19 protein-coding genes and 2 tRNA genes are annotated in these 20,900 nt (G+C 71.0%); 14 read left to right on the top strand and 7 right to left on the bottom strand.

The features are described 5' to 3' along the window. The first annotated feature begins 7 nt into the window (after positions 1-7). Both AMO33_RS13645 and AMO33_RS13640 read left to right on the top strand, forming a co-directional pair. Positions 8-1,453, top strand: a complete 1,446-nt coding sequence (locus AMO33_RS13645; RefSeq protein ID WP_060592840.1) for a beta-ketoacyl [acyl carrier protein] synthase domain-containing protein — start codon at positions 8-10, stop codon at positions 1,451-1,453. 48 nt (positions 1,454-1,501) lie between these two features. Further along, positions 1,502-2,959, top strand: coding sequence for an outer membrane protein assembly factor BamB family protein (locus AMO33_RS13640; protein ID WP_060592839.1), 1,458 nt, complete (start codon positions 1,502-1,504; stop codon positions 2,957-2,959). Between the two features lie 13 nt (positions 2,960-2,972). On the opposite strand, the gene AMO33_RS13635 is transcribed toward AMO33_RS13640, so the two are convergent. The 3 genes from AMO33_RS13635 to AMO33_RS13625 form a co-directional block, all read right to left on the bottom strand. After that, on the bottom strand, positions 2,973-4,205 hold the full coding sequence (locus AMO33_RS13635; protein ID WP_060592838.1) for an RNA polymerase sigma factor: 1,233 nt from the start codon (positions 4,203-4,205) through the stop codon (positions 2,973-2,975). Next, positions 4,202-4,597 (bottom strand): YciI family protein, encoded by a 396-nt coding sequence (locus tag AMO33_RS13630; RefSeq protein ID WP_011207853.1) that lies wholly within the window; start codon positions 4,595-4,597, stop codon positions 4,202-4,204. The genes AMO33_RS13635 and AMO33_RS13630 overlap by 4 nt, the downstream gene beginning before the upstream one ends. Before the next feature lie 106 nt (positions 4,598-4,703). Next, positions 4,704-5,924 (bottom strand): NAD(P)/FAD-dependent oxidoreductase, encoded by a 1,221-nt coding sequence (locus AMO33_RS13625; protein ID WP_060592837.1) that lies wholly within the window; start codon positions 5,922-5,924, stop codon positions 4,704-4,706. A gap of 178 nt (positions 5,925-6,102) precedes the next feature. Between AMO33_RS13625 and AMO33_RS13620 the strand changes: the two genes are divergently transcribed. Beyond that, positions 6,103-6,744, top strand: coding sequence for a mycothiol-dependent nitroreductase Rv2466c family protein (locus AMO33_RS13620; protein WP_086840870.1), 642 nt, complete (start codon positions 6,103-6,105; stop codon positions 6,742-6,744). Positions 6,745-6,781: 37 nt separating this feature from the next. On the opposite strand, the gene AMO33_RS13615 is transcribed toward AMO33_RS13620, so the two are convergent. Then, positions 6,782-7,828 (bottom strand): M48 family metallopeptidase, encoded by a 1,047-nt coding sequence (locus tag AMO33_RS13615; RefSeq protein WP_011207856.1) that lies wholly within the window; start codon positions 7,826-7,828, stop codon positions 6,782-6,784. Between the two features lie 108 nt (positions 7,829-7,936). Here AMO33_RS13615 and AMO33_RS13610 point away from each other — a divergent pair, with 108 nt between their 5' ends. After that, positions 7,937-8,410 (top strand): ribose-5-phosphate isomerase, encoded by a 474-nt coding sequence (locus AMO33_RS13610; RefSeq protein ID WP_011207857.1) that lies wholly within the window; start codon positions 7,937-7,939, stop codon positions 8,408-8,410. Positions 8,411-8,426: 16 nt separating this feature from the next. Beyond that, on the top strand, positions 8,427-9,224 hold the full coding sequence (locus tag AMO33_RS13605; protein WP_060592836.1) for an Fpg/Nei family DNA glycosylase: 798 nt from the start codon (positions 8,427-8,429) through the stop codon (positions 9,222-9,224). A gap of 76 nt (positions 9,225-9,300) precedes the next feature. On the opposite strand, the gene AMO33_RS13600 is transcribed toward AMO33_RS13605, so the two are convergent. Beyond that, positions 9,301-10,257, bottom strand: a complete 957-nt coding sequence (locus AMO33_RS13600; protein WP_011207859.1) for a GGDEF domain-containing protein — start codon at positions 10,255-10,257, stop codon at positions 9,301-9,303. A gap of 504 nt (positions 10,258-10,761) precedes the next feature. Between AMO33_RS13600 and AMO33_RS13595 the strand changes: the two genes are divergently transcribed. Both AMO33_RS13595 and AMO33_RS13590 read left to right on the top strand, forming a co-directional pair. Further along, positions 10,762-10,835: transfer RNA gene (locus AMO33_RS13595), tRNA-Gly, on the top strand. A gap of 44 nt (positions 10,836-10,879) precedes the next feature. Next, positions 10,880-10,956: transfer RNA gene (locus tag AMO33_RS13590), tRNA-Pro, on the top strand. 335 nt (positions 10,957-11,291) lie between these two features. Here the strand turns inward: AMO33_RS13590 and AMO33_RS13585 are convergent. Beyond that, positions 11,292-13,760: a phosphoketolase family protein gene (locus tag AMO33_RS13585; protein ID WP_197657704.1), complete on the bottom strand. Its 2,469-nt coding sequence runs from the start codon at positions 13,758-13,760 to the stop codon at positions 11,292-11,294. A gap of 113 nt (positions 13,761-13,873) precedes the next feature. On the opposite strand from AMO33_RS13585, the gene AMO33_RS13580 reads away from it, so the two are divergent. The 6 genes from AMO33_RS13580 to AMO33_RS13555 all read left to right on the top strand — a co-directional run bounded on the left by AMO33_RS13580 (position 13,874) and on the right by AMO33_RS13555 (position 19,672). Further along, positions 13,874-14,470: an FKBP-type peptidyl-prolyl cis-trans isomerase gene (locus AMO33_RS13580; protein WP_060592835.1), complete on the top strand. Its 597-nt coding sequence runs from the start codon at positions 13,874-13,876 to the stop codon at positions 14,468-14,470. 145 nt (positions 14,471-14,615) lie between these two features. Further along, the gene (gene tig, locus AMO33_RS13575) at positions 14,616-16,007 is read left to right on the top strand and encodes a trigger factor (RefSeq protein ID WP_060593481.1); all 1,392 of its coding nucleotides are present in this window, start codon (positions 14,616-14,618) and stop codon (positions 16,005-16,007) included. 185 nt (positions 16,008-16,192) lie between these two features. After that, complete coding sequence (locus AMO33_RS13570; RefSeq protein ID WP_011207863.1) at positions 16,193-16,780, top strand: ATP-dependent Clp protease proteolytic subunit; 588 nt, start codon at positions 16,193-16,195, stop codon at positions 16,778-16,780. Between the two features lie 58 nt (positions 16,781-16,838). Then, a complete protein-coding gene (locus tag AMO33_RS13565) occupies positions 16,839-17,504 on the top strand; it encodes an ATP-dependent Clp protease proteolytic subunit (protein WP_011207864.1) in 666 nt (221 codons plus the stop codon). Between the two features lie 322 nt (positions 17,505-17,826). Then, entirely contained in the window at positions 17,827-19,107 is a 1,281-nt protein-coding gene (gene clpX / locus AMO33_RS13560; RefSeq protein WP_011207865.1) for an ATP-dependent Clp protease ATP-binding subunit ClpX, read from the top strand. 193 nt (positions 19,108-19,300) lie between these two features. Further along, the gene (locus AMO33_RS13555) at positions 19,301-19,672 is read left to right on the top strand and encodes an STAS domain-containing protein (RefSeq protein ID WP_228786648.1); all 372 of its coding nucleotides are present in this window, start codon (positions 19,301-19,303) and stop codon (positions 19,670-19,672) included. A 72-nt stretch (positions 19,673-19,744) separates the two neighbouring features. Here the strand turns inward: AMO33_RS13555 and AMO33_RS13550 are convergent, their stop codons facing one another. Next, positions 19,745-20,125 carry a nuclear transport factor 2 family protein gene (locus AMO33_RS13550; protein WP_060592834.1) on the bottom strand — a complete coding sequence of 127 codons (381 nt, stop codon included), beginning with the start codon at positions 20,123-20,125 and terminating at the stop codon, positions 19,745-19,747. A gap of 449 nt (positions 20,126-20,574) precedes the next feature. On the opposite strand from AMO33_RS13550, the gene mihF reads away from it, so the two are divergent. Beyond that, positions 20,575-20,889, top strand: a complete 315-nt coding sequence (gene mihF / locus AMO33_RS13545; RefSeq protein WP_060592833.1) for an integration host factor, actinobacterial type — start codon at positions 20,575-20,577, stop codon at positions 20,887-20,889. The last annotated feature ends 11 nt before the right edge of the window (positions 20,890-20,900 follow it).

Here is a 20,900-nt window from a genome sequence, read left to right as displayed (position 1 = left end):
GCCACCCATGACCCAGACCGAACCGGCCACCGCCGACGGTCCCGCCCTGCGCCGCGCCACCCGCACCATCCAGCGGCTGCGCGCCCGGCTGGCCGCGGCCACCGGACCGGTCGCCGTCATCGGCGCCGGACTGCGCTTCCCCGGCGGCATCGGCGACCTGGACGGGTACTGGTCGGCGCTGCGCGGCGGCCGCGACCTGGTCACCCGGATGCCTGCGCACCGGCAGTGGCCGTTCGCCGCGCAGTGGTCGCGGCTGCCCACCCGCGGCAGCTTCCTGCCCGACGCCCTCGACTTCGATCCCGCGTTCTTCGGGATCAGCCCCCGCGCCGCCCGCGCCGTCGACCCGCAACACCGGCTGCTGCTCGAAGTCACCTGGGAGGCGATCGCCCACGCCGGCATCGCCCACGACGCCCTGCGCGAGCGACCGGTCGGCGTCTACACCGGTCTCACCGGCAGGCAGGACTACGCCGACTGGGCGGGCAGCCACGTCGACGCCTACTGGGCCACCGGCAACGGCCACAGCTTCGCCCCCGGCCGCATCGCCTACACCTTCGGTTTCACCGGGCCCGCCGTCGCCGTCGACTCGGCGTGCTCGTCCTCGCTGGTGGCGATCCACCACGCGGTCGGGGCGTTGCGGCGCGGCGAGATCGAGCTCGCCCTCGCGGGCGGGGTGAACCTCGTGCTGGCGCCGGGCTCCACCCGCGCCGTCGACCAGACCGGATCACTGGCGCCCGACGGGCTCTGCAAGACCTTCGACGCCCGCGCCAACGGGTACGTGCGCGGCGAGGGCGCGGCGATGGTGGTGCTGAAACGCCTCGTCGACGCCGAACACGACGGCGACCCGGTGCTCGGGATCGTGCACGGCACCGCCGTCAACCAGGACGGCCGCTCGTCCGGCTTCACCGCGCCCAACGCCGAAGCGCAGCGTCGCCTCATCGCGGCCGCCCTCGCCGACGCGGGCGCCACCCCCGCCGACATCGGCCTGGTCGAGGCGCACGGCACCGGCACCGCCCTCGGCGATCCCATCGAGATGAGCGCGATCGCGGCCGCGCTCGGGTCGGGCAACGGCGGCCGCGCCCTGCACGTCGGCTCGGTGAAGACCAATCTCGGCCATCTCGAGGCCGCCTCCGGGGTGGCCGGGCTGCTCAAGGCGCTGCTGTGCGTGCGCGAGCGGGTCGTCCCGCCGCTGGTGCACTTCCGCACGCTCAATCCGCGAATCGACCTGTCCGGCACGGACATCCGGGTGGCCGGGACGGCCGCGAGCTGGTCGGTCGACGACGCCGGACCGCTGGCGGGAGTCAGTTCCTTCGGCATCGTCGGCACCAACGCCCACGCCGTGATCGGCCCCCCACCCACACCCGCCCCGATCCGCCCCGCGGTGCGGCCGCCGTGGCAGCGCACCCGATGCGTGCCCGGCTTCCTCGGCGAACCCCCCGACGCGGCGGGCGAATAGCGGCGGGCGGTGCGATACTCCCGGTGCACAACACAGGGAGGCGGGTACATGAACCGCACGCGCACCGGGACGTGGCTGCTGGTCGGAACGGCCGCGGGCGCCGTCCTCGGGCTGGCCGTCACCGTGCAGGTCCTGGACTGGATCGCCATCTTCCGCGAGACCGGTGGCTCCTGCGGCACCAGCCGCGGCATCAGCTACGGCGACTGTCCCCGCTACTGGGGCACGCTCTTCGGCACCTCGCTCGCGGCCCTCATGGTCGCCGTCCCGGTGCTGATCTTCGCGCTGATCCGGGCCAGGAGACGCGGTGCGTCGGCCGCGGTGGTGGCCGCCGTCGTCGCCGTGTACCCGGGCGTGCTGATCTTCGACGCCCTGCACGGCGAAACCCTGCCGGTCGCCTGGTCCGCGCCCGCCGACCGGGCCGCCGACACCGAGACCGCCGGGTTCTGGCACACCGGCGACACCGTGGTCCGCGCCACCGCCGCCGGGCTCACCGCCTACGACACCGCGACCGGCGCGCAACGCTGGACCACCACCTTCCCCGGCCGCGACGTGGTGTGCGCGATGAGCCGCGGCGCGGACGGCGTCGGCCTGGTCGCCACCCACGCCGAGACCGCGCCCTGCGCCCGCGTCGCCGCCGTCGATCTCGCGACCGGTGGCACGCTCTGGGAACTGCGCGAGACCGAACTCGCCGACGGCGCCGACGTGCTCGCCGTGCTCGACGACGCGGCGATCCTGGTGGGCGAGAAGCAGATCCGCGCGGTCGGCCGTGGCGACGGCGCGCCGCGATGGCAGTACCCGTTGCCGGAGCGCACCTGCGGGAGCCCCCGGCTGCTGGCGGGCAGCCACGCCGTCGTCCTGGTGCACCGCTGCGACACCGACACCCACGAACTGCACGCCCTCGACCCGCGGACCGGCAACCTCGCCTGGCAGGCCGGCGTCCCGTACGAGGGCGCCCGCACCGTCACCCCCGTCTCGGCCGACCCGCTCGTCGTGCACGTCGCCGAGAGCGGCAAGCGCGCCCGCTCGGCCTTCGCCGCCTTCGACCGGACCGGGCGGCTCACCGCCACCATCCCCACCGACGACCCCGAACTCCCGATCTCGTCGATCGGCGGCACCGCCTTTGCAGCCACACCGATCACCAGGACGGTGGTCACCCCGACCACCCTCGTGGCCGTCGCGCGTCCCGCGGGCGGGCGCGGCTACCGCCTGGTCGCGCACGAGCTGGCCACCGGCGCCCGGCTGTGGACGGGCGATCTCCTCGACGACGACCCCGACGCCCTCGCCCTCGACGGCGACCGCGTCCTGGTCTGCTACGACGAGGCCAGGGTCCTCGGCCTCGGCGCCGCCGACCTGCGCAGCGGGGCGGACTCCCACGTCGGTGTCGCCCTGATCCGGCACGTCCACTCCAGCTTCGCCGTCCTCACCGCACCCGGCCGCTACCTGGTCGTGTCCGCCGACGGCCGCAGCCCGTACCACCCGGTGCAGGCGGTCGCGGCCGGCCGGTAGCGCGCGGGCACGCTCAGTCGCGGCGGCGGTGCCGCAGTTCGGCGGCCCGGAGGGTGAGGTAGTCCCGTTCCGGGATGCTGGTGGTGCGCCGGGCGGCATCGGTGTAGGCCGCGACGGCGTCCTCGTCGGCCCCGGCCATGTCCAGCAGGTGCGCGCGCACGGCGGAGAGCCGATGGCTACCGGCGAGATCCGCGGCGAGCGTCTCGGTGATCGCCAGGCCCGCCTCCGGGCCGTGCACCATCGCGACCGCCACCGCGCGGTTGAGCGCCACCACCGGGCCGGGGGAGAGCCGTTGCAGCACGTCGTAGAGGGCGAGGATCTTCGGCCAGTCGGTGTCCTCGGCGCGCGGCGCCTGGGCGTGCACGGCGGCGATCGCGGCCTGCACCTGGTAGGGGCCGGACAGGCCGTGGGCCAGGGTGGCGGTGACGAGGCGGATGCCGGCCATGATCTGCCGCCGGTCCCACCGCGCGCGGTCCTGCCGGTCGAGCGGGACCAACTCGCCGTGCGGCCCGGTGCGGGCGGCGCGCCGGGCGTCGGTGAGCAGCATCAAGGCCAGCAAACCCGCGACCTCGGTGTCCTCCGGCAGCAGCCGGTGCATCGCACGGGTGAGCCGGATCGCCTCGGCGGACAGGTCGGCGCGCTGCGGCCGGTCGCCGGAACTGGGGGCGTGCCCCTCGGTGAAGATCAGGTACAGCACGTGCAGCACCGTGCCGACCCGTTGCCGCCACTGCGCCCGATCCGGTCGGGCGAACGGCTGCTGCACCGCGGCCAGCCGCTTCTTCGCGCGCGAGATCCGTTGCGCCATGGTCGCTTCCGGCACCAGGAAGGCGCTGGCGATCTCGGCGGTGGTCAACCCGCCCACCGCGCGCAGGGTCAACGCGATCGCGCCCGCCGTGGGCAGTGCCGGATGGCAGCACAGGAAGAACATCGCGAGGGTGTCGTCGCGGTCGACGGCCGCCGCGTCGGGCACCTCCCGCTCGAACACCGCCGTCTCCCGGCGCCTGCGGGCCGATTCGGCGCGCACCGTGTCGACGTACCGGCGCTGGGCGACCTGGATCAGCCAGCCGCGCGGATTCTCCGGGATGCCCGCCTCGCGCCACTGGGTCGCGGCGGCGAGCAACGCCTCCTGCACCGCGTCCTCGGCGGTGTCGAAATCGCCGAACCGGCGCACCAGCACGCCCAGGACCTGCGGCGCCACGGTGCGCAGCAGGTCCTCGAGCGCGAGCGTATCCGCGTCCGGCTTCACTGCGCGGGCGCGCTCATCACCGGCCTGACCTCGATGCGCTCACCGATCGGCCGCCCGCCCGGTCCCGGCGCCGCCGAGGCCTTCGCCGCGATCTCCACCGCGCGCTCGGGACCGTCCACGTCCACGATCAGGTAGCCGGCCAGGAACTCCTTGGTCTCCGGGAAAGGGCCGTCGGTCACCACCGGCGCGGTCCGCCCGTCGCTGGACACGATCCGCGCCTGCTCCGGTCCCGCCAGTCCCTGGGCATCGACCAACTCGCCGGACTTCGCCAGCTCCGCCGTCAGCGCCCGCTGGAAATCGATGTGCGCGGCCACGTCTTCCGGTGCCCACTCGGTGATCGGCGTATCGCAGAACTCGGCGGGCCCGTAGGTCTTGATCAGGATGTACTTCATGCTCGTCTCCTCACTGCCGGACACGCCCCCGCGGCGCGTCCATCCTTCGGTCGGTGCCGCCGGCCGCGCATCGACACATCCGAGCACACCATTGACGTGATGTGAGTCACATGGGTTGGGTGGCGTCGGCGAGCCGGTCGGGATCGACCGGGGTGGCGGAGGTGATCAGTTCCTTGATGCGGTCGGTGACATCCCAGACGTTGACGTTCATGCCCGCGAGCACCCGGTTCTCCGCGTCGAGCCAGAACGCCACGAACTCGCGGTCGGCCAGGCTGCCGCGGACCACCACGCGAGCGGTGCGGTCGGCGGTGGCGTAGCCGGTGTACTCCATGCCGAGGTCGTACTGGTCGGTGAAGAAGTAGGGGAGCCGGTCGTATTCGGCCGCCCGGCCGAGCATGGTCGCGGCGGCGACGGCGGGCTGGTTGAGCGCGTTGGCCCAGTGCTCCACGCGGATCCGGCCGCCGAGGCGAGGGTGGGCCTGTTCGGCGATGTCGCCGACGGCGACGATGTCGGGGTCGCTGGTGCGCAGGCTCGCATCCACCAGCACGCCGGTGCCCACCGCGAGCCCGGCATCCGCCGCGAGCGCGATGTTCGGCGCCGCACCCACCGCCATCAGGACGGCGTCGGCCGCCACGGTGCCGCCATCGGCCAGCGCCAGTCCGGTCACCGCGCCGTCGGCCCCGGTGGTGACGGCGTCGAGGCGCGCGCCCAGCCGCAGGTCGACGCCGTGCGCGCGGTGCAGGTCGGCGAACACCGCACCCATCTCCGGGCCGAGCGGGCCCATCAGCGGCTGCGGCGCGGTCTCCACGACGGTGACCGCGCAGTCGGCGGCCCGCGCCGCGGCGGCCACTTCGAGCCCGATCCAACCCGCGCCGACGATCGCGAGCCTGCCGCGCGCGAACAGCCCGGCCAGCGCCCGCGCGTCGTCGATCGTGCGCAGTGTGTACACCCCGGGTGCGTCGGCGCCGGGCACCGGCAACCGCCGCGGCGTCGAGCCCGTGGCCAGCGCCAGCTTGTCGTACGGCAGGGCCGAACCATCGGGCAGCGTCACCGTTCGCGCGCGCGGGTCGAGCCCGGTGACGGTGGTGCCGAGCAGCAACTCGACGTGGTGATCGCGGTACCACTGCGCAGGCTCGACCGTGAAATCGGGTAGTTGCTTCTTGCCGAACAGGAACTCCTTCGACAGCGGTGGTCGCTCGTAGGGCAGGTGTTCCTCCGCGCCGATCAGGGTGATGCTGCCCGGGAAGTCGGCCGCGCGCAGCTCCTGCGCCAGCTTCGCGGCCGCCAAACCGCCACCCACGATCACGAAACGCCGATCCGAGGTCATCGCGAACTCCTTCGCCGCCGGCTGGGACTCGTGCTCATGAGCGTACTGTCACCAGGGCTTTCGGCGGCTCGGTTCGCCCGAGCACCTGCCGGGAACGAAACGCGGCCCGCGATGGTTGGCACCGGATGACGCGGGCGCGCTCCGCCGCGTCCACCCACTGATCGAGAGGAATCGACTCGTGACCGAGACGGGCAAGAAAGACGTCGCCGATTTCTGGTTCGACCCGCTGTGCCCCTGGTGCTGGATCACCTCCCGCTGGATTCTCGAGGTCGAGAAGGTCCGCGACATCGAGGCGCGCTTCCACGTGATGAGCCTGGCCGTGCTCAACGAAGGCCGTGACCTGCCCGAGCAGTACGCCGAGCTGATGCGCAGCGGCTGGGGCCCGGTGCGGGTCGCCATCGCCGCCGCCCAGCAGCACGGAGACAAGGTGCTCGCCCCGCTCTACACCGCGATGGGCACCCGCATCCACGACCGGCGCGCCGACTACGAGCGCGGCAGCACCGAGGAGACGCTGCGCGCCGTGATCGCCGACGCGCTCGCCGAGACCGGCCTGCCCGCCGAGCTGGCCGCCGCCGCGGACAGCACCGACTACGACGAGGCCCTGCGCGCCTCCCACCACGCCGGCATGGACAAGGTCGGCCCCGACGTGGGCACCCCCACCATCCACGTCAACGGCGTGGCCTTCTTCGGCCCCGTGCTCTCCCGCATCCCGCGCGGCGAGGACGCGGGCAAGGTGTGGGACGGCGTGGTCGCGCTGGCCTCCTACCCGCACTTCTTCGAACTCAAGCGCACCAGGACCGAGGACCCGGCCTTCGGCTGACGCGCCCGCGGGTGCCGCCCGCCCGGGGCATCCGTTGTCAGCCAACCGGTTTCGGCGGCAGACCGGGTACCTCGCCGTAGGGCACCGGGACCGGTGGCTGGTGCCCGGGCCGCGGGCTCGGCCGCCAGAACAGTTTGCCGTGCCTGCTGCGGTCGCGCAGCGCCCACATCCGCCAGGTCAGCACCGGATGCGAGGACAGCGCGTTGACCAGCCACACGAAACCGCCCTTCTCGGTCGCGGCCCGGTCGGCCATCTCGTCGAAGCCGACCACGGTGTTGAGGTACTTGCCCGCCGCCAGTGTGCCCATCGCCGCGGGCGCGCCGGTGTGCCGGTGGCAGTAGCCGTGGTTGTCGGCGGTGTACTCCTGCGCCCGGATCAGCGCGTTGCCCAGGATCGGCAGGAACGGCACCAGGAACATGCCCAGCTGGCGCCAGTAGGAGGTGTGGCCCGCGGCGATGTGGCCGACCTCGTGGCCGATGATGAACGCCAGCGCGTCGGGTTCGCGTGCCGCACCGCCGATTTCGAACAGATCGCTGTAGACCACCACGAACCGGCGGAACCCGTGACCGGAGGCGAACGCGTTGATCTGGCCGTTGCCGAGCACCACGTACGCGTCGGGCACCGTCGTCATGCCGAACCGCGCCGCCGCCTCGGCCACCATCCGGTAGCCCTCCGGGAACTGGGTCGGCGACATCTTCACCCCGTTCACCCGCTGCGTCGCGTAGTTGATGCCGCGCCCGGCCCAGACCAGGGCGGGCGCGAAGACCAGCAGCAGCAGGTAATCGTTCAAGGTGGCGCCGGACAGGACCGCGTCGACGAACAACGCCAGCGCGATCAGGTACACCAGCGCCGTGACCACCACCACGACCACCAGCAGCGGGATCTCCCAGCTGTGCAGGGCGGGCCTGCCCCAGGGCGAGAGCCCGCGCGGCTGCTGCGCGGGCGGGACGGGCGGGCCGCCGTAGGTGTTCGGGTACGGCGGATACCCGGTGGGTGCGGACGGCACGCCCCACGCGCCGGTGGGGGCGAAGGGCTCGGCGGGCGGTCCGGCGTGCGGCTGCGGCGTCGGTTCGTGCGGGTGCATACGTCGAACTCTATTCACGACGGGCGGGCGGATCCGGGCGCCGAGGTCCGCGCCCGGCCCCGATCCCCACCCGAAACCGGCCGCCGACGACCTGACACAATCCCTGCCATGCGCGTATACCTGGGTGCCGACCATGCCGGTTTCGAACTGAAGAATCACGTCAAGGCTCATCTGGAGCAGGCGGGCCACGAGGTCGTGGACTGCGGCGCGCTGGAGTACGACGCCCTCGACGACTACCCGGCCTTCTGCATCGAGGCCGCGCGCCGCACCGTCGCCGATCCGGGCAGCCTCGGCCTGGTGTTCGGCGGCAGCGGCAACGGTGAGCAGATCGCCGCCAACAAGGTGCCCGGCGCCCGCTGCGCGCTGGCCTGGAGCGTGGAGACCGCCAAGCTGGCCCGCGAACACAACAACGCGCAGCTGATCGGCATCGGCGGGCGCATGCACTCCACCGAGGAGGCGCTGGCCATCGTCGACGCCTTCCTGGCCACCCCGTGGTCGAACGAGGAGCGCCACCAGCGCCGCATCGACATCCTCGCCGAGTACGAGAAGACCGGCGTGGCCCCCGCGGTGCCCGCCTACTGAGCACCGCCGCGACGACATGCCGGAAGGGCACACCCTGCACCGGCTCGCCGAGCGGCATCGACGGGTCTTCGCCGGCGGGCCGGTGCGGGTGTCCAGCCCGCAGGGCCGCTTCGCCGAGGGCGCCGCGCTGGTCGACGGGCGCGTCCTCGCGCGCTGTGAGGCGCACGGCAAACACCTGCTCCACCATTACGAGCACGGGCCGGTCGTCCACGTGCACCTCGGCCTGTACGGCAAGTTCTACGACGCGCCCGTGCCGATGGGGCCGCCGGTCGGCGAGGTGCGGATGCGGATGGTCGGCGCCACCGAGGGCACCGATCTGCGCGGGCCGGCCGCCTGCGAGGTGCTGACCCCGCCCGAGGTCGACGCCCTGCTCGCGCGGCTCGGCCCCGACCCGCTGCGCGCCGACGCCGATCCGGATCGGGCCTGGCAGCGGATCCGTCGCTCGCGCAGGCCGATCGGGGCGCTGCTGATGGACCAGCGGGTACTCGCCGGGGTGGGTAATGTCTACCGCGCGGAAGTGCTCTTCCGGCACGGCATTTCGCCCTACCGCCCGGGCGTCGACCTCGACGCCGGGGAGTGGAAGGCGATCTGGGCCGACCTCGTGGACCTCATGCCGATCGGTGTCGAGACCGGCCGGATGCATGTGGTGCGTCCGGAACACGATCACGGCGAGCCCTCGTACGCACCGGACCGTCCGCGCACCTACGTCTACCGTCGCCCGGGCGCGGGCTGCCGGGTGTGCGGCTCACCGATTGCCCACGCGGTGCTCGACGGGCGGAATCTGTTCTGGTGCCCCACCTGTCAGCCGCGCTGACCGGCGCGCGGGGCGGGGGCGCCGTGGGCCGGCGAGCCGCGTGCCACGCCCTCCGACACGCCGATCGTCCGGCCCCTCAACCGGCGACGGCCGCGCCGATCCCCGGTTCGTCGGTGCCCGAGAAGACGAAGCGCCGCCCGCCCGCCGTCTTCGCCGAGTACATCGCGCGATCGGCGCGCCGCAGCAGATCGGTGAAATCACACGGCACCCCCGGCGGATCGAAGGCGGTGCCGACACTGGCCGAGACCGGCACGGGCCCCGCGGAGGACCACACCGGATCCCGCAGCGCCGCCACGATCCGGTGTGCGATCTCGGCCAGCGAGTCGCCGTCGCGGTTGACCGCGAGCACGAATTCGTCGCCGCCGTAGCGGCAGATCACCGTGTCGGGCGGGCAGACCTCGCGCAGCCGGTTGGCCAGCTCCACCAGCACCTCGTCGCCCACGGCGTGCCCGTAGCAGTCGTTGATCTGCTTGAACCGGTCCAGGTCGATCAACAGCAGGCCGACACAGCTGGTGGGATCGGCCGCCATCTGACGCACCCGGTCCTGGAGCAGCGTGCGGTTGGCGAGATCGGTGAGCGCGTCGTGGGTGGCCTCGTGCCGCAGCCGGTGTTGCAGTGCGGCGATCTCCTGTACCCGCCGCGACACCTTCGCCGACAGGTTCTGCTCCTGCTGGGCCAGCGCCCGCTCCTGCAGCGCCTGCGCATAACTGTCGATCGCCTGGCTGGCCACGAAGGGCCAGCGGGTGGCGACCAGCGAGCCCGGCCGCCCCGAGGGGAAGCCGAGCAGCCAGCGGCTGGCCTGGGCCAGCATCCTGGTCCGCTCGAACGGCGGTTCGGCCAGCCGGGCGCCGAGCAGGCGCGCGGCGGGGACGGGGAACGGTTCGCTCCTGGCCAGGTGCAGCAGGTGTTCGACGATCTCGATGAGGACGGGCTCGAGCTGTTGCGGCGTGGTGTGCGAGCCCGGCTCGGAGCAGACCGCCCGCGCCCAGGCACGACACATCGCGGCCACCGGCGGTTCCATGTCGGTCGCCATCGCGCTCACCGGCTGCTGGTTACGTCGGTACCCAGGTGCCCTGTGCGCGCACAGGTGCCGGTCTCACCCCGTTCAGTACTGCTACGCGGTTGTGTCCACCAAGCCTGGCGCACGTTCACCGCCCCCTTTCCAGATACCCCCGTCCGGCAAAAGGATCCTAGCAAGCCGCCCGCCCCTGAAAAACGCCGTTCTACAACGAGTTTTCCTTGATGTGGGATGACGTTCGGTATGACATCGTCACAGCGGCGCGGACGTTACATCCGAGGACGCATTCGCTGGAGAGTCGCCGCGGACACGCCGTGAATGTGCTGACTCACCCCGTCGGGTCGACGATTCGCGTGCGCGCCGGCCCGGTGCCGCGCGCGGGCGCGGCAGCGGCGCGCGGATTGACACCTGTTCCAGCGGTCGCGCGCCGGGGCAGGGGCGATTGGCGCAAGCCGATCGGCATTCGGTACAGTCGGTGCGCACACGACATCGTGGCGATCCCATCGGTGTCGTATGCTCGCGGGCGTAGTTCAATGGTAGAACCTCAGCCTTCCAAGCTGATGGTGCGGGTTCGATTCCCGTCGCCCGCTCCACGAACGTTTCATCCTCGTCGGCGGCCGCGGCCACCGCGAGGCCACGGGGTGTAGCGCAGCTTGGTAGCGCATCCGCTTTGGGAGCGGAGGGTCGCAGGTTCAAATCCTGTCACCCCGACCATCTTTCGATTCCGCCTGGATCGGGCGGCAGGCTCGCGTATTCTCGCCGGACGCGGCGTTCTTTCCCGGCGTTCTTCCTCGGGGTTCTTCCGGCGGCATTCGTCCTCGTGAGGGGCCGGAAATGTGGCGAGGCGGTGAGGGCCGCTGGCGCGGTCTCACCGCCTCGTACAGCGAAGCGGCCGGCTTGGGCGTTACCGGTACCGCCTCAGGGATCCGAGGCTCGCTCGGACACGTCGAGCGTAATGGCCGAGGGGGCGGTGAGGACACCGCTGTTGTGCATCGGTTCGATAACGCAGTTTTGCGTTCGCCATTCTGCGCCTGGTTCGGCGGTGCGGTTCAGCGGCTCGGCTCGGGCCAGGTCCAGTCGGCGACCACGGGGATGTCGGCGCCGTGCTCGCGCGTCCAGGCCCGGGCCCGCCAGCGCGCGTCGACCATCTCCTGCCGCAGCCCGGCCGCCGTCTCGCGCAGCCCGGGCACCCGGTCGATGACGTCCATGACCAGGTGGTAGCGGTCCAGATCGTTGAGCATCACCATGTCGAAAGGCGTTGTGGTGGTGCCCTCCTCCTTGTACCCGCGCACATGCAGGCCGTCGTGGTTGGTGCGGCGGTAGGTGAGCCGGTGGATCAGCCACGGATAGCCGTGGAAGGCGAAGATGATCGGGCTCGCGGTGGTGAACAGCGTGTCGAACTCCCGGTCCGGCAGCCCGTGCGGATGCTCCTCGGCGGGCAGCAACCGCATCAGATCCACCACGTTGATCACCCGAACCCGCAACCGCGGCAGGCGATCCCGCAGGATGGCGGCCGCCGCCAGCGTCTCCAGCGTCGGCACGTCGCCCGCGCAGGCCAGCACCACATCCGGGGTGGTGCCCGGATCGTCGTTGTGGCAGGCCCATTCCCAGATGCCGAGACCGCGCGCGCAGTGCACGGCCGCCTGCTCCACCGACAACCAGTCCTCCTGCGGCTGCTTGCCCGCCACCACCACGTTCACGTAGTGGCGCGAGCGCAGGCAGTGGTCGTAGGTGGAGAGCAGGGTGTTGGCGTCCGGCGGCAGATAGACGCGCACGATCTCGGGCTTCTTGTTGAGCACCACGTCCAGGAAGCCCGGGTCCTGGTGGGTGAAGCCGTTGTGGTCCTGGCGCCACACGTGCGAGGAGAGCAGGTAGTTCAGGCTCGCCAGCGGCCGCCGCCACGGCACCGCGGCGCTGGCGTCGAGCCACTTCGCATGCTGGTTGAACATGGCGTCGACGATGTGGATGAACGCCTCGTAGCAGGTGAACACCCCGTGCCTGCCGGTGAGCAGGTAGCCCTCCAGCAGGCCCTGGCAGATGTGCTCGGAGAGCACCTCGATCACCCGGCCGGACCGGTCCAGCGCCACGTCGTACTCGCCGACCTCGGCCTGCCAATCGCGCCCGGTCACCTCGAGGATGTCCTGCAGGCGGTTGCTGGCCAGTTCGTCGGGGGCGAAGGTCAGGAAGTTGTGCGGGTTGAGCCGGGTCACCTCGCGCAGCCAGCCGCCGAGCACCCGGGTGGCCTCGTGCGTGCTGCCACCGGGCGTCTTCACCTCGACACCGAACTCGCGCCAGTCGGGCAGCCGCAGGTCGCGCACCAGCGCCCCGCCGTTGGCGACCGGGTTCGCGCTCATCCGGTGGTCGCCCTCGGGCGCCAGGGCGAGCAGTTCGGGCACCGGCCTGCCCCGATCGTCGAACAGCTCCTCGGGACGGTAGGAGCGCAGCCACTGCTCGAGGACGGCGCGGTGGCCGTCGTCGGTGCGGGCCGCGGGCAGGGGCACCTGGTGGGCGCGGAAGGTCCCCTCGACCCGGTCGCCGTCGACCACCGGGGGACAGGTCCAGCCCTTCGGCGTGCGCAGCACGATCATCGGCCAGGCCGGGCGGCTGCCGTCGGCCCCGCCGCGGGCGGCCCGCTGGATCTGCGCGATCCGGTTCATGCAGGTGTCCATCGCCGCGGCCAGCCGCTGATGCACCACGCCCGGATCGTCGCCGGCCACCACGATCGGCTCGTGGCCGTAGCCTTCGAGCAGGTTGATCAGCTCCGGTTCCGGGATGCGGGCGAACAGCGTCGGGTTGGCGATCTTGTACTCGTTGAGCGCCAGGATCGGCAGCACCGCGCCGTCGCGACCGGGGTTGAGGAACTTGTTGCCGTGCCAGCTCGTCGCCAGCGGGCCGGTTTCGGCCTCGCCGTCGCCGATCACGCAGAACACCGTCAGGTCGGGATTGTCCAGCGCCGCACCATAGGCGTGCAGCAGCGAATACCCGAGTTCGCCGCCCTCGTGGAAGGAGCCCGGCGTCTCCGGGGCGCAGTGGCTCGGCACGCCGCCGGGGAAGGAGAACTGGGCGAACAGCGCGGCCATCCCCTCGCCGTCGCGCGGGATGTGGCTGTACAGCTCGGAGTAGGTGCCCTCCAACCACGCGCAGGCGTTCGGGCCCGGCCCGCCGTGACCGGGCCCGGCCACGAAGACCGCGTCCAGCCCGCGCTGCCGGATCACCCGATTGGCGTGCGTCCACACCAGATTCAGTCCGGGCACCGTGCCGAAGTGCCCGAGCAGCCGCGGTTTGATGTGCTCGGGCCGCAGCGGCTCGGTGAGCAACGGGTTGGCCATCAGGTAGATCTGGCCGACCGACAGGTAGTTGGCCGCGCGCCACCAGGCGTCCAGCGCGGCGAGTTCCGCGCGGTCCAGCGGCCCGGCGGCCTCGGTGAGCTCGTAGGGCACCGGCGCGACGGTCCGTCCGCCGTGCGCGCCGACGTTGTCGGCCGAGGTGTCGCCCCCGGCGCTGGCCATCTGGGTCATTCGTGGACTCCTCCCGTAACCGGTGACGGCCGGTGTCAGGGAGGCAGTACCCGTTTTCGGGCGCGGACACCTCGGGCGGGCACCGCGGGCGGCGGTGGTCTAGGGTCCGCCGCATGCAGACTCTCGCCAGGATCATCGGGATCGGCGCCGTCACCGTGGCCGCCTGCGCCCTCACCGCGTGCGGCTCCGACGACGACAGCGCCGCCGCGACCTCCGCCACCACCGCGCCCGCCGCGAGCACGCAGACCGCGACCCAGCCGAACACGACCCAGCCGAACGCGGCCCAGCCGAAGCACGGCCGCGAATGCACCGCCGCCGACATCGGCGTCACCGGCGGCTTCGGCGACAACCCCACCATCACCATCCCCGGCGACTGCGATCCGCCCACCCGGCTGATCGTCGAGGACCTGGTCGAGGGCAGCGGCCCCGGCGCGGCCGCGGGCCAGGAGTTGACCATGAACTACTCCCTGGTCACCTGGTCGGACAAGCAGAAGCTGGACAGCTCCTTCGATCGCGGCAAGCCCTTCCAGCTCACCCTGGGGGCGGGCCAGGTCATCCCCGGTTGGGACCAGGGCCTGGTCGGCGTGCAGGAGGGTGCGCGCAGGCTGCTGATCATCCCGCCGGATCTGGGCTACGGCGCGGGCGGCAACGGCGTCGCGCCGAACGAGACACTGGTCTTCGTCACCGACGCGGTGCGCGTCGGACAGTGACCCGCGCGCGCCGGAGGGCACCGGGTGGCGGGCGATTGCAGCCCGCCGCCCCCGGTCAACTACCCTGGTCGGGATGCGTCACGCGCACCCCGGCCGGGAGTCGCGCCTGGAACCCCGAACGAACAACGAACCAAGGAGCATGTCCGTGAAGAGCACCGTCGAGCAGCTGAGCCCGACCCGGGTCCGGATCAACGTCGAGGTGCCCTTCGAGGAACTGAAGCCGGACTTCGATCGCGCCTACAAGGCCCTGGCCAAGCAGGTTCGTATCCCGGGCTTCCGCCCGGGCAAGGCCCCCGCCAAGCTCCTCGAAGCCCGCCTCGGCCGCGGCGCGATCCTCGAGCAGGTCGTCAACGACGTGCTGCCCGCGCGCTACAGCGAGGCCGTGACCACCTCGGAAGTCAAGGTCATCGGCCAGCCCGACATCGAGATCACCAAGATCGAGGACGGCCAGGAGTTCGCCTTCAGCGCCGAGGTCGACGTGCGGCCCGAGATCGCGCTGCCCGACTACGCCGACCTCGAGGTCACCGTCGACGCCTTCACCATCGGTGACGAGGACATCGAGGAGCAGCTGAACTCGCTGCGCCAGCGCTTCGGCACCCTCACCGGCGTGGAGCGCCCGGTGCAGGAAGGCGATTTCGTCTCCATCGACCTGTCCGCGACCGTCGACGGCCAGGAGGTGCCCGAGGCGTCCACCACCGGCCTGTCCCACGAGGTCGGCTCGGGGCAGCTGATCGAGGGCCTGGACGAGGCGCTGATCGGCCTGTCCGCCGGTGAGTCCAAGGAGTTCACCTCGACGCTGGTCGCCGGTGAGCACGCGGGCAAGGAAGCCGTCATCACCGTCACCGTGCAGTCGGTCAAGGAGCGCGAGCTGCCCGAGGCCGACGACGAATTCGCCCAGCTGGCTTCGGAATTCGACACCCTCGAGGAGCTGAAGGCCGACCTGCGCAGCCGCGTGGAGCGGGTGAAGAAGGTGCAGCAGGCCGGCGAGATCCGCGACAAGGTGCTCGAGGCGCTGCTGGAGAAGACCGAGGTGCCGCTGCCGGAGAAGGTCGTGCAGGCCGAGATCGACGCCGTGCTGCACGACGCGGTGCACGGCTTCGACCACGACGAGGCCAAGCTGGCCGAGGCACTCGAGGCGCAGGGCTCGAGCCGCGAGGAGTTCGACAAGGACACCAAGGAGGCGGCCGAGAAGTCGGTGAAGACCCAGCTGCTGCTGGATGCCATCGCCGAGGCCGAGGGCACCCAGGTGGGCCAGGAGGAGCTGACCGAGCGCATCCTGTTCCAGGCCCAGCGCTACGGCATGGCCCCCGAGCAGTTCATCCAGCAGGTGCAGCAGGCAGGCCAGCTGGGTGCCGTCTTCGCCGACGTGCGCCGCGGCAAGGCGCTGGCCGGGGTGGTCGGCAAGGTGAAGGTCACCGACTCCGAGGGCAACACCGTCGACACCGCCGAGATGTTCGGCGAGCCCGCCGCCGAGCCGGAGCAGGCCGACGCCGCGCAGGCCGGCGACGCCGAGAAGGCCGCGGCCGATTCGGAATGACCGAAGGTGGCGCGCGATGACGCGCCACGTTCCGCTGTGAGCGAAGAGGGGCGGTACCGGGAGTTCGGTGCCGCCCCGCTTCGTTAATGTGTGTGACGACGAACCAGTGATGGCTGTGCCGGACGGCTGCACGAGCCGGTGAGAAGAGAAGGCAGGTATCCGTGACAAAGAACCAGGCAGGGGTCATGACATCCGCGACTGCTGGTCTCAACCTCAGTGATTCGGTGTACGAGCGCCTGCTGCGTGAGCGCATCATCTTCCTCGGCACCCAGGTCGACGACGACATCGCCAACAAGCTGTGCGCGCAGATTCTGCTGCTCTCGGCCGAGGACCCGACCCGCGACATCTCGCTCTACATCAACTCCCCGGGCGGCTCGGTGACCGCGGGCATGGCCATCTACGACACCATGCAGTTCGCCGAGTGCGACATCCGCACGGTCGGCATGGGTCTGGCGGCGTCGATGGGCCAGTTCCTGCTCACCGCGGGCACCAAGGGCAAGCGCTACGCCCTGCCGCACGCGCGCATCATGATGCACCAGCCCTCGGCGGGCATCGGCGGCTCCGCGGCCGACATCGCGATCATGGCCGAGCAGTTCGCCCACACCAAGCGGGAACTCAACGAGCTGCAGGCGCTGCACACCGGCAAGTCGGTCGAGCAGGTCACCGCCGACGCCGACCGCGACCGCTGGTTCACCGCGCAGGAGGCGCTGGAGTACGGCTTCATCGATCACGTGATCAGCCACGCGAACCAGGCCAACGGCATAGGCGGGTAGGCGGCGGCCGGACCGCCCCTCACAGCCGTCGATTGAACACACAGACTTTGGAGACGAAATGGCTCTGATCGACCCCCGCGCCGGGCTGTCCGGCATCGCGCCGTCCTCGCCGCAGGCGCGCTACATCCTGCCTTCGTTCATCGAGCACTCCAGCTTCGGTGTCAAGGAGTCCAACCCGTACAACAAGCTGTTCGAGGAGCGCATCATCTTCCTCGGCGTGCAGGTGGACGACGCCTCGGCCAACGACATCATGGCCCAGCTGCTGGTGCTCGAGTCGCTGGATCCCGACCGCGACATCACCATGTACATCAACTCGCCCGGCGGCTCGTTCACCTCGCTGATGGCGATCTACGACACCATGCAGTACGTGCGCGCCGACGTCGCCACCGTCTGCCTCGGCCAGGCCGCCTCGGCCGCGGCGGTGCTGCTCGCGGCGGGCACCCCGGGCAAGCGCGCCTGCCTGCCCAACGCCCGCGTGCTGATCCACCAGCCCTCCCTCGAGGGCGGCATCCAGGGTCAGGTCTCCGACCTCGAGATCCAGGCCGCCGAGATCGAGCGCATGCGCAGGCTGATGGAGACCACGCTGGCCCGCCACACCGGCAAGGATCCCGACACCATCCGCAAGGACACCGACCGGGACAAGATCCTCACCGCCGAGGACGCCAAGGAATACGGCATCATCGATACGGTGTTCGACTACCGCAAGCTCAGCGCACAGAAGTGAGCCGGGCTCGCCGTCGCCGCGCATCCGGCCGGGCGACACGCCGTGTGGCGTGCCGCCCGGCCGGTGCCGGAAACGGCTGCGAACGGTGGAATATCGCCGCCGCCGTGAGAACTCGCACAACCCCGGCGAGAAACATGCTCGAGTTGTCGACCTCCGTCGCGCACACCGGGTACGGTCGACCTAGGGACCTTTGCTCTGGGTCGACGGCATGCTCGCCCCCGCCGGAACAGCTTCGTGGTGTTGTGATACACCCGAGCCGGGCGGATGGCCGGGCGGCCCGGACGGACGGTTGCACGCGGACAAGGAAGTAGGGACCCACGAGATGGCGCGCATCGGAGACGGCGGCGATCTGCTGAAGTGCTCGTTCTGCGGAAAGAGCCAGAAGCAGGTCAAGAAGCTCATTGCGGGACCAGGCGTGTACATCTGCGACGAGTGCATCGATCTGTGCAACGAGATCATCGAGGAGGAGCTCGCCGAATCGAGCGAGGTCAAGCTCGACGAGCTGCCCAAGCCCGCCGAGATCCGTGAGTTCCTGGAGAACTACGTGATCGGCCAGGACGCCGCCAAGCGCACGCTGGCGGTCGCGGTCTACAACCACTACAAGCGCATCCAGGCCGGCGACAAAGGTCGCGACAGCCGGGGCGAGACGGTGGAGCTGACCAAGTCCAACATCCTCATGCTCGGGCCCACCGGCTGCGGCAAGACCTACCTCGCGCAGACGCTGGCGAAGATGCTGAACGTGCCGTTCGCCATCGCCGACGCGACCGCGCTCACCGAGGCGGGCTACGTGGGCGAGGACGTGGAGAACATCCTGCTCAAGCTGATCCAGGCCGCCGACTACGACGTCAAGCGCGCCGAGACCGGCATCATCTACATCGACGAGGTCGACAAGATCGCCCGCAAGAGCGAGAACCCGTCGATCACCCGCGACGTCTCCGGCGAGGGCGTGCAGCAGGCGCTGCTGAAGATCCTGGAGGGCACCCAGGCCAGCGTGCCGCCGCAGGGCGGGCGCAAGCATCCGCACCAGGAGTTCATCCAGATCGACACCACGAACGTGCTGTTCATCGTGGCGGGCGCGTTCGCCGGTCTGGAGAAGATCATCTCCGATCGCACCGGCCACCGCGGTATCGGCTTCGGTGCCGAGGTGCGGTCCAAGGCCGAGATCGACACCACCGATCACTTCGCCGACGTGATGCCCGAGGATCTGATCAAGTTCGGCCTGATCCCCGAGTTCATCGGCCGCCTGCCGGTCGTCGCCTCGGTGACCAACCTGGACAAGGAATCGCTGGTCAAGATCCTGTCCGAACCGAAGAACGCGCTGGTCAAGCAGTACATCCGACTCTTCGAGATGGACGGCGTGGAACTGGAGTTCACCCAGGACGCGCTCGAGGCGATCGCCGATCAGGCCATCCTGCGAGGCACCGGTGCCCGCGGCCTGCGCGCCATCATGGAAGAGGTCCTGCTGCCGGTGATGTACGACATCCCCAGCCGCGACGACGTCGCCCGGGTGGTCGTGACGGCCGACACCGTCAACGACAACGTGCTGCCCACCATCGTGCCCCGCAAGCCGCAGCGCCCCGAGCGGCGCGACAAGTCGGCCTGAGCCCGGCGCGTGCCCTACCGTTCGGTCCCGGTGAATATCGCTGGGACCGAACGAATTTCGAGGTGTAACTCGTCGCTCGATCGGGTACTCCGTGCGCGGGCCGGCCGGGGTCGGCCCGGCTGCGGGCGCGGTGCCCGAAGCGTTCAGCCGCGCCGGTTCGTCCCGGCGCCACGGCCACGGGATCCTCATGTCGATGGCAGCTACTCCCCGCGTGCGGGTGTCGGTGACCACGCCGAGTGATGCGGTGACGCTGTGTGCGGTGGCGGGGGAGGTCGACCACTTCTCCGCCGACGAGTTCCGCGCCCAGCTGCTGACCGCGCTACGCCCCGGCGTGCCCGGTCTGGTGATCGACCTGTCGCGGGTGGCGTTCTTCGGTGTCGCGGGCCTGCATGCCCTGTTCGAGGCGCGGGCGCTGGCCGAGGACGCCGACATCCGCGTGCGCGTGGTGACGGGGCCGCCGTGCGTGACCCGGCTGCTGGACATCTCGCGGCGGCTGGCCCACGCGCCCGAACCGGGCTTCGAGGTGGTCCACAGCCTGGCCGACGCCCTGCTCGAGACCCGCTGACCGGCTCCGGGACGGACCGGATCCGGACGCGCGACGCCGCGCGACCCGAGGGGCGCGCGGCGTCGCGGGGTGTCAGGCGGGCTCGGCCCGCATGTCCTGTTCGGGGTTCCAGTACGCGCGCATGCGGACGATCCTGCCGTCCTCGTCGAACTCCATCACGTCGATCGGGGTGACCGTGAAGCGCTGGTCACCGTGGACGGTGACGACGTCGAACATGAACGCGGCGTGATTGCCCGCGATGCGGACGGTGTCGGTTCGCAGCTCCGTCGAGCGGTCGAGGGACTCGAACACCGAGTAGAACTCCCGGATCGCCTCGTGCCCGCGCCGGAGCGGCGTTCCGATCGGGTCCTCCACCGTGGCGTCCTCGGTGTAGAGGTCGACGATGCCCTGGGTGGGGCCCGAGCCGACGAGTTCGACGTAGCGCTCGATGGTGTCGCGAATCTTCTGTGTCATGGCAACCTCTGCAGAATTGAAACGTGTTTCAGTTCGGAGGCTAGCAGGGTGCCGGTGTGTGGTTGGGCAGTACGGCGCGGCGGATGTGTTCGGGAAGCGTCGTCGATTCCCTCGGTTCGCCGTTGAACCTGATCCTGCGGGGTACTGCTGACTGATCTGTCGTCCCGAACGCATGTTCTGTTACCGCCCGGTCGGGGGTCTTTTCGGGCCGGAAAGGTTGCTGTTCGGTTGCGATTTCCGATGTCCGGTTTGCGGCCTGTGCCGGGATCGATGGGTCGGCGGTGTGTGAATGCCGCGGCCCCCGAAGCATTTCGGCTGTTCGGGCCGGTCGGTCCGGTGAAACTCGGGGGCCGCTCCGCCCGGTGTGTCGGCGGCCGTCTGTCGGTGCGGTGATGTTTACTCGGTGCGGTCAACCAGATGTTCGAGTGACGAGTGAAAGCGGAGGAGAAATGGCACTGCCCACGATGACCGCCGAACAACGCACCGAGGCGTTGGCCAAAGCGGCCGCGGTTCGCAAGGCGCGCTCGGAACTGATCGGGAAGGTCAAGGCCGGCAAGGTCTCCGTCGCGGACCTGCTCGCGAAGGCGGATTCCGACGATCTGGTCAAGAAGACGAAGGTGGCCGCCGTCATCAAGGCGTTGCCCGGCGTCGGACCGGTCAAGGCGGCCAAGCTGATGGACCAGGCGGAGATCCCCGAAGACCGTCGCATCGGGGGCCTGGGCGCCCGGCAGCGGGCCGCGCTGCTCGAGGCGTTGAAGATCTGAGTCGCCCGCGC

Origin of the sequence: Nocardia farcinica (assembly GCF_001182745.1) — a bacterium.
GTDB lineage: Bacteria > Actinomycetota > Actinomycetes > Mycobacteriales > Mycobacteriaceae > Nocardia > Nocardia farcinica.
The sequence above is the reverse complement of the archived record's forward strand: the minus strand, read 5'-3'. Positions and strand labels throughout refer to the sequence as shown.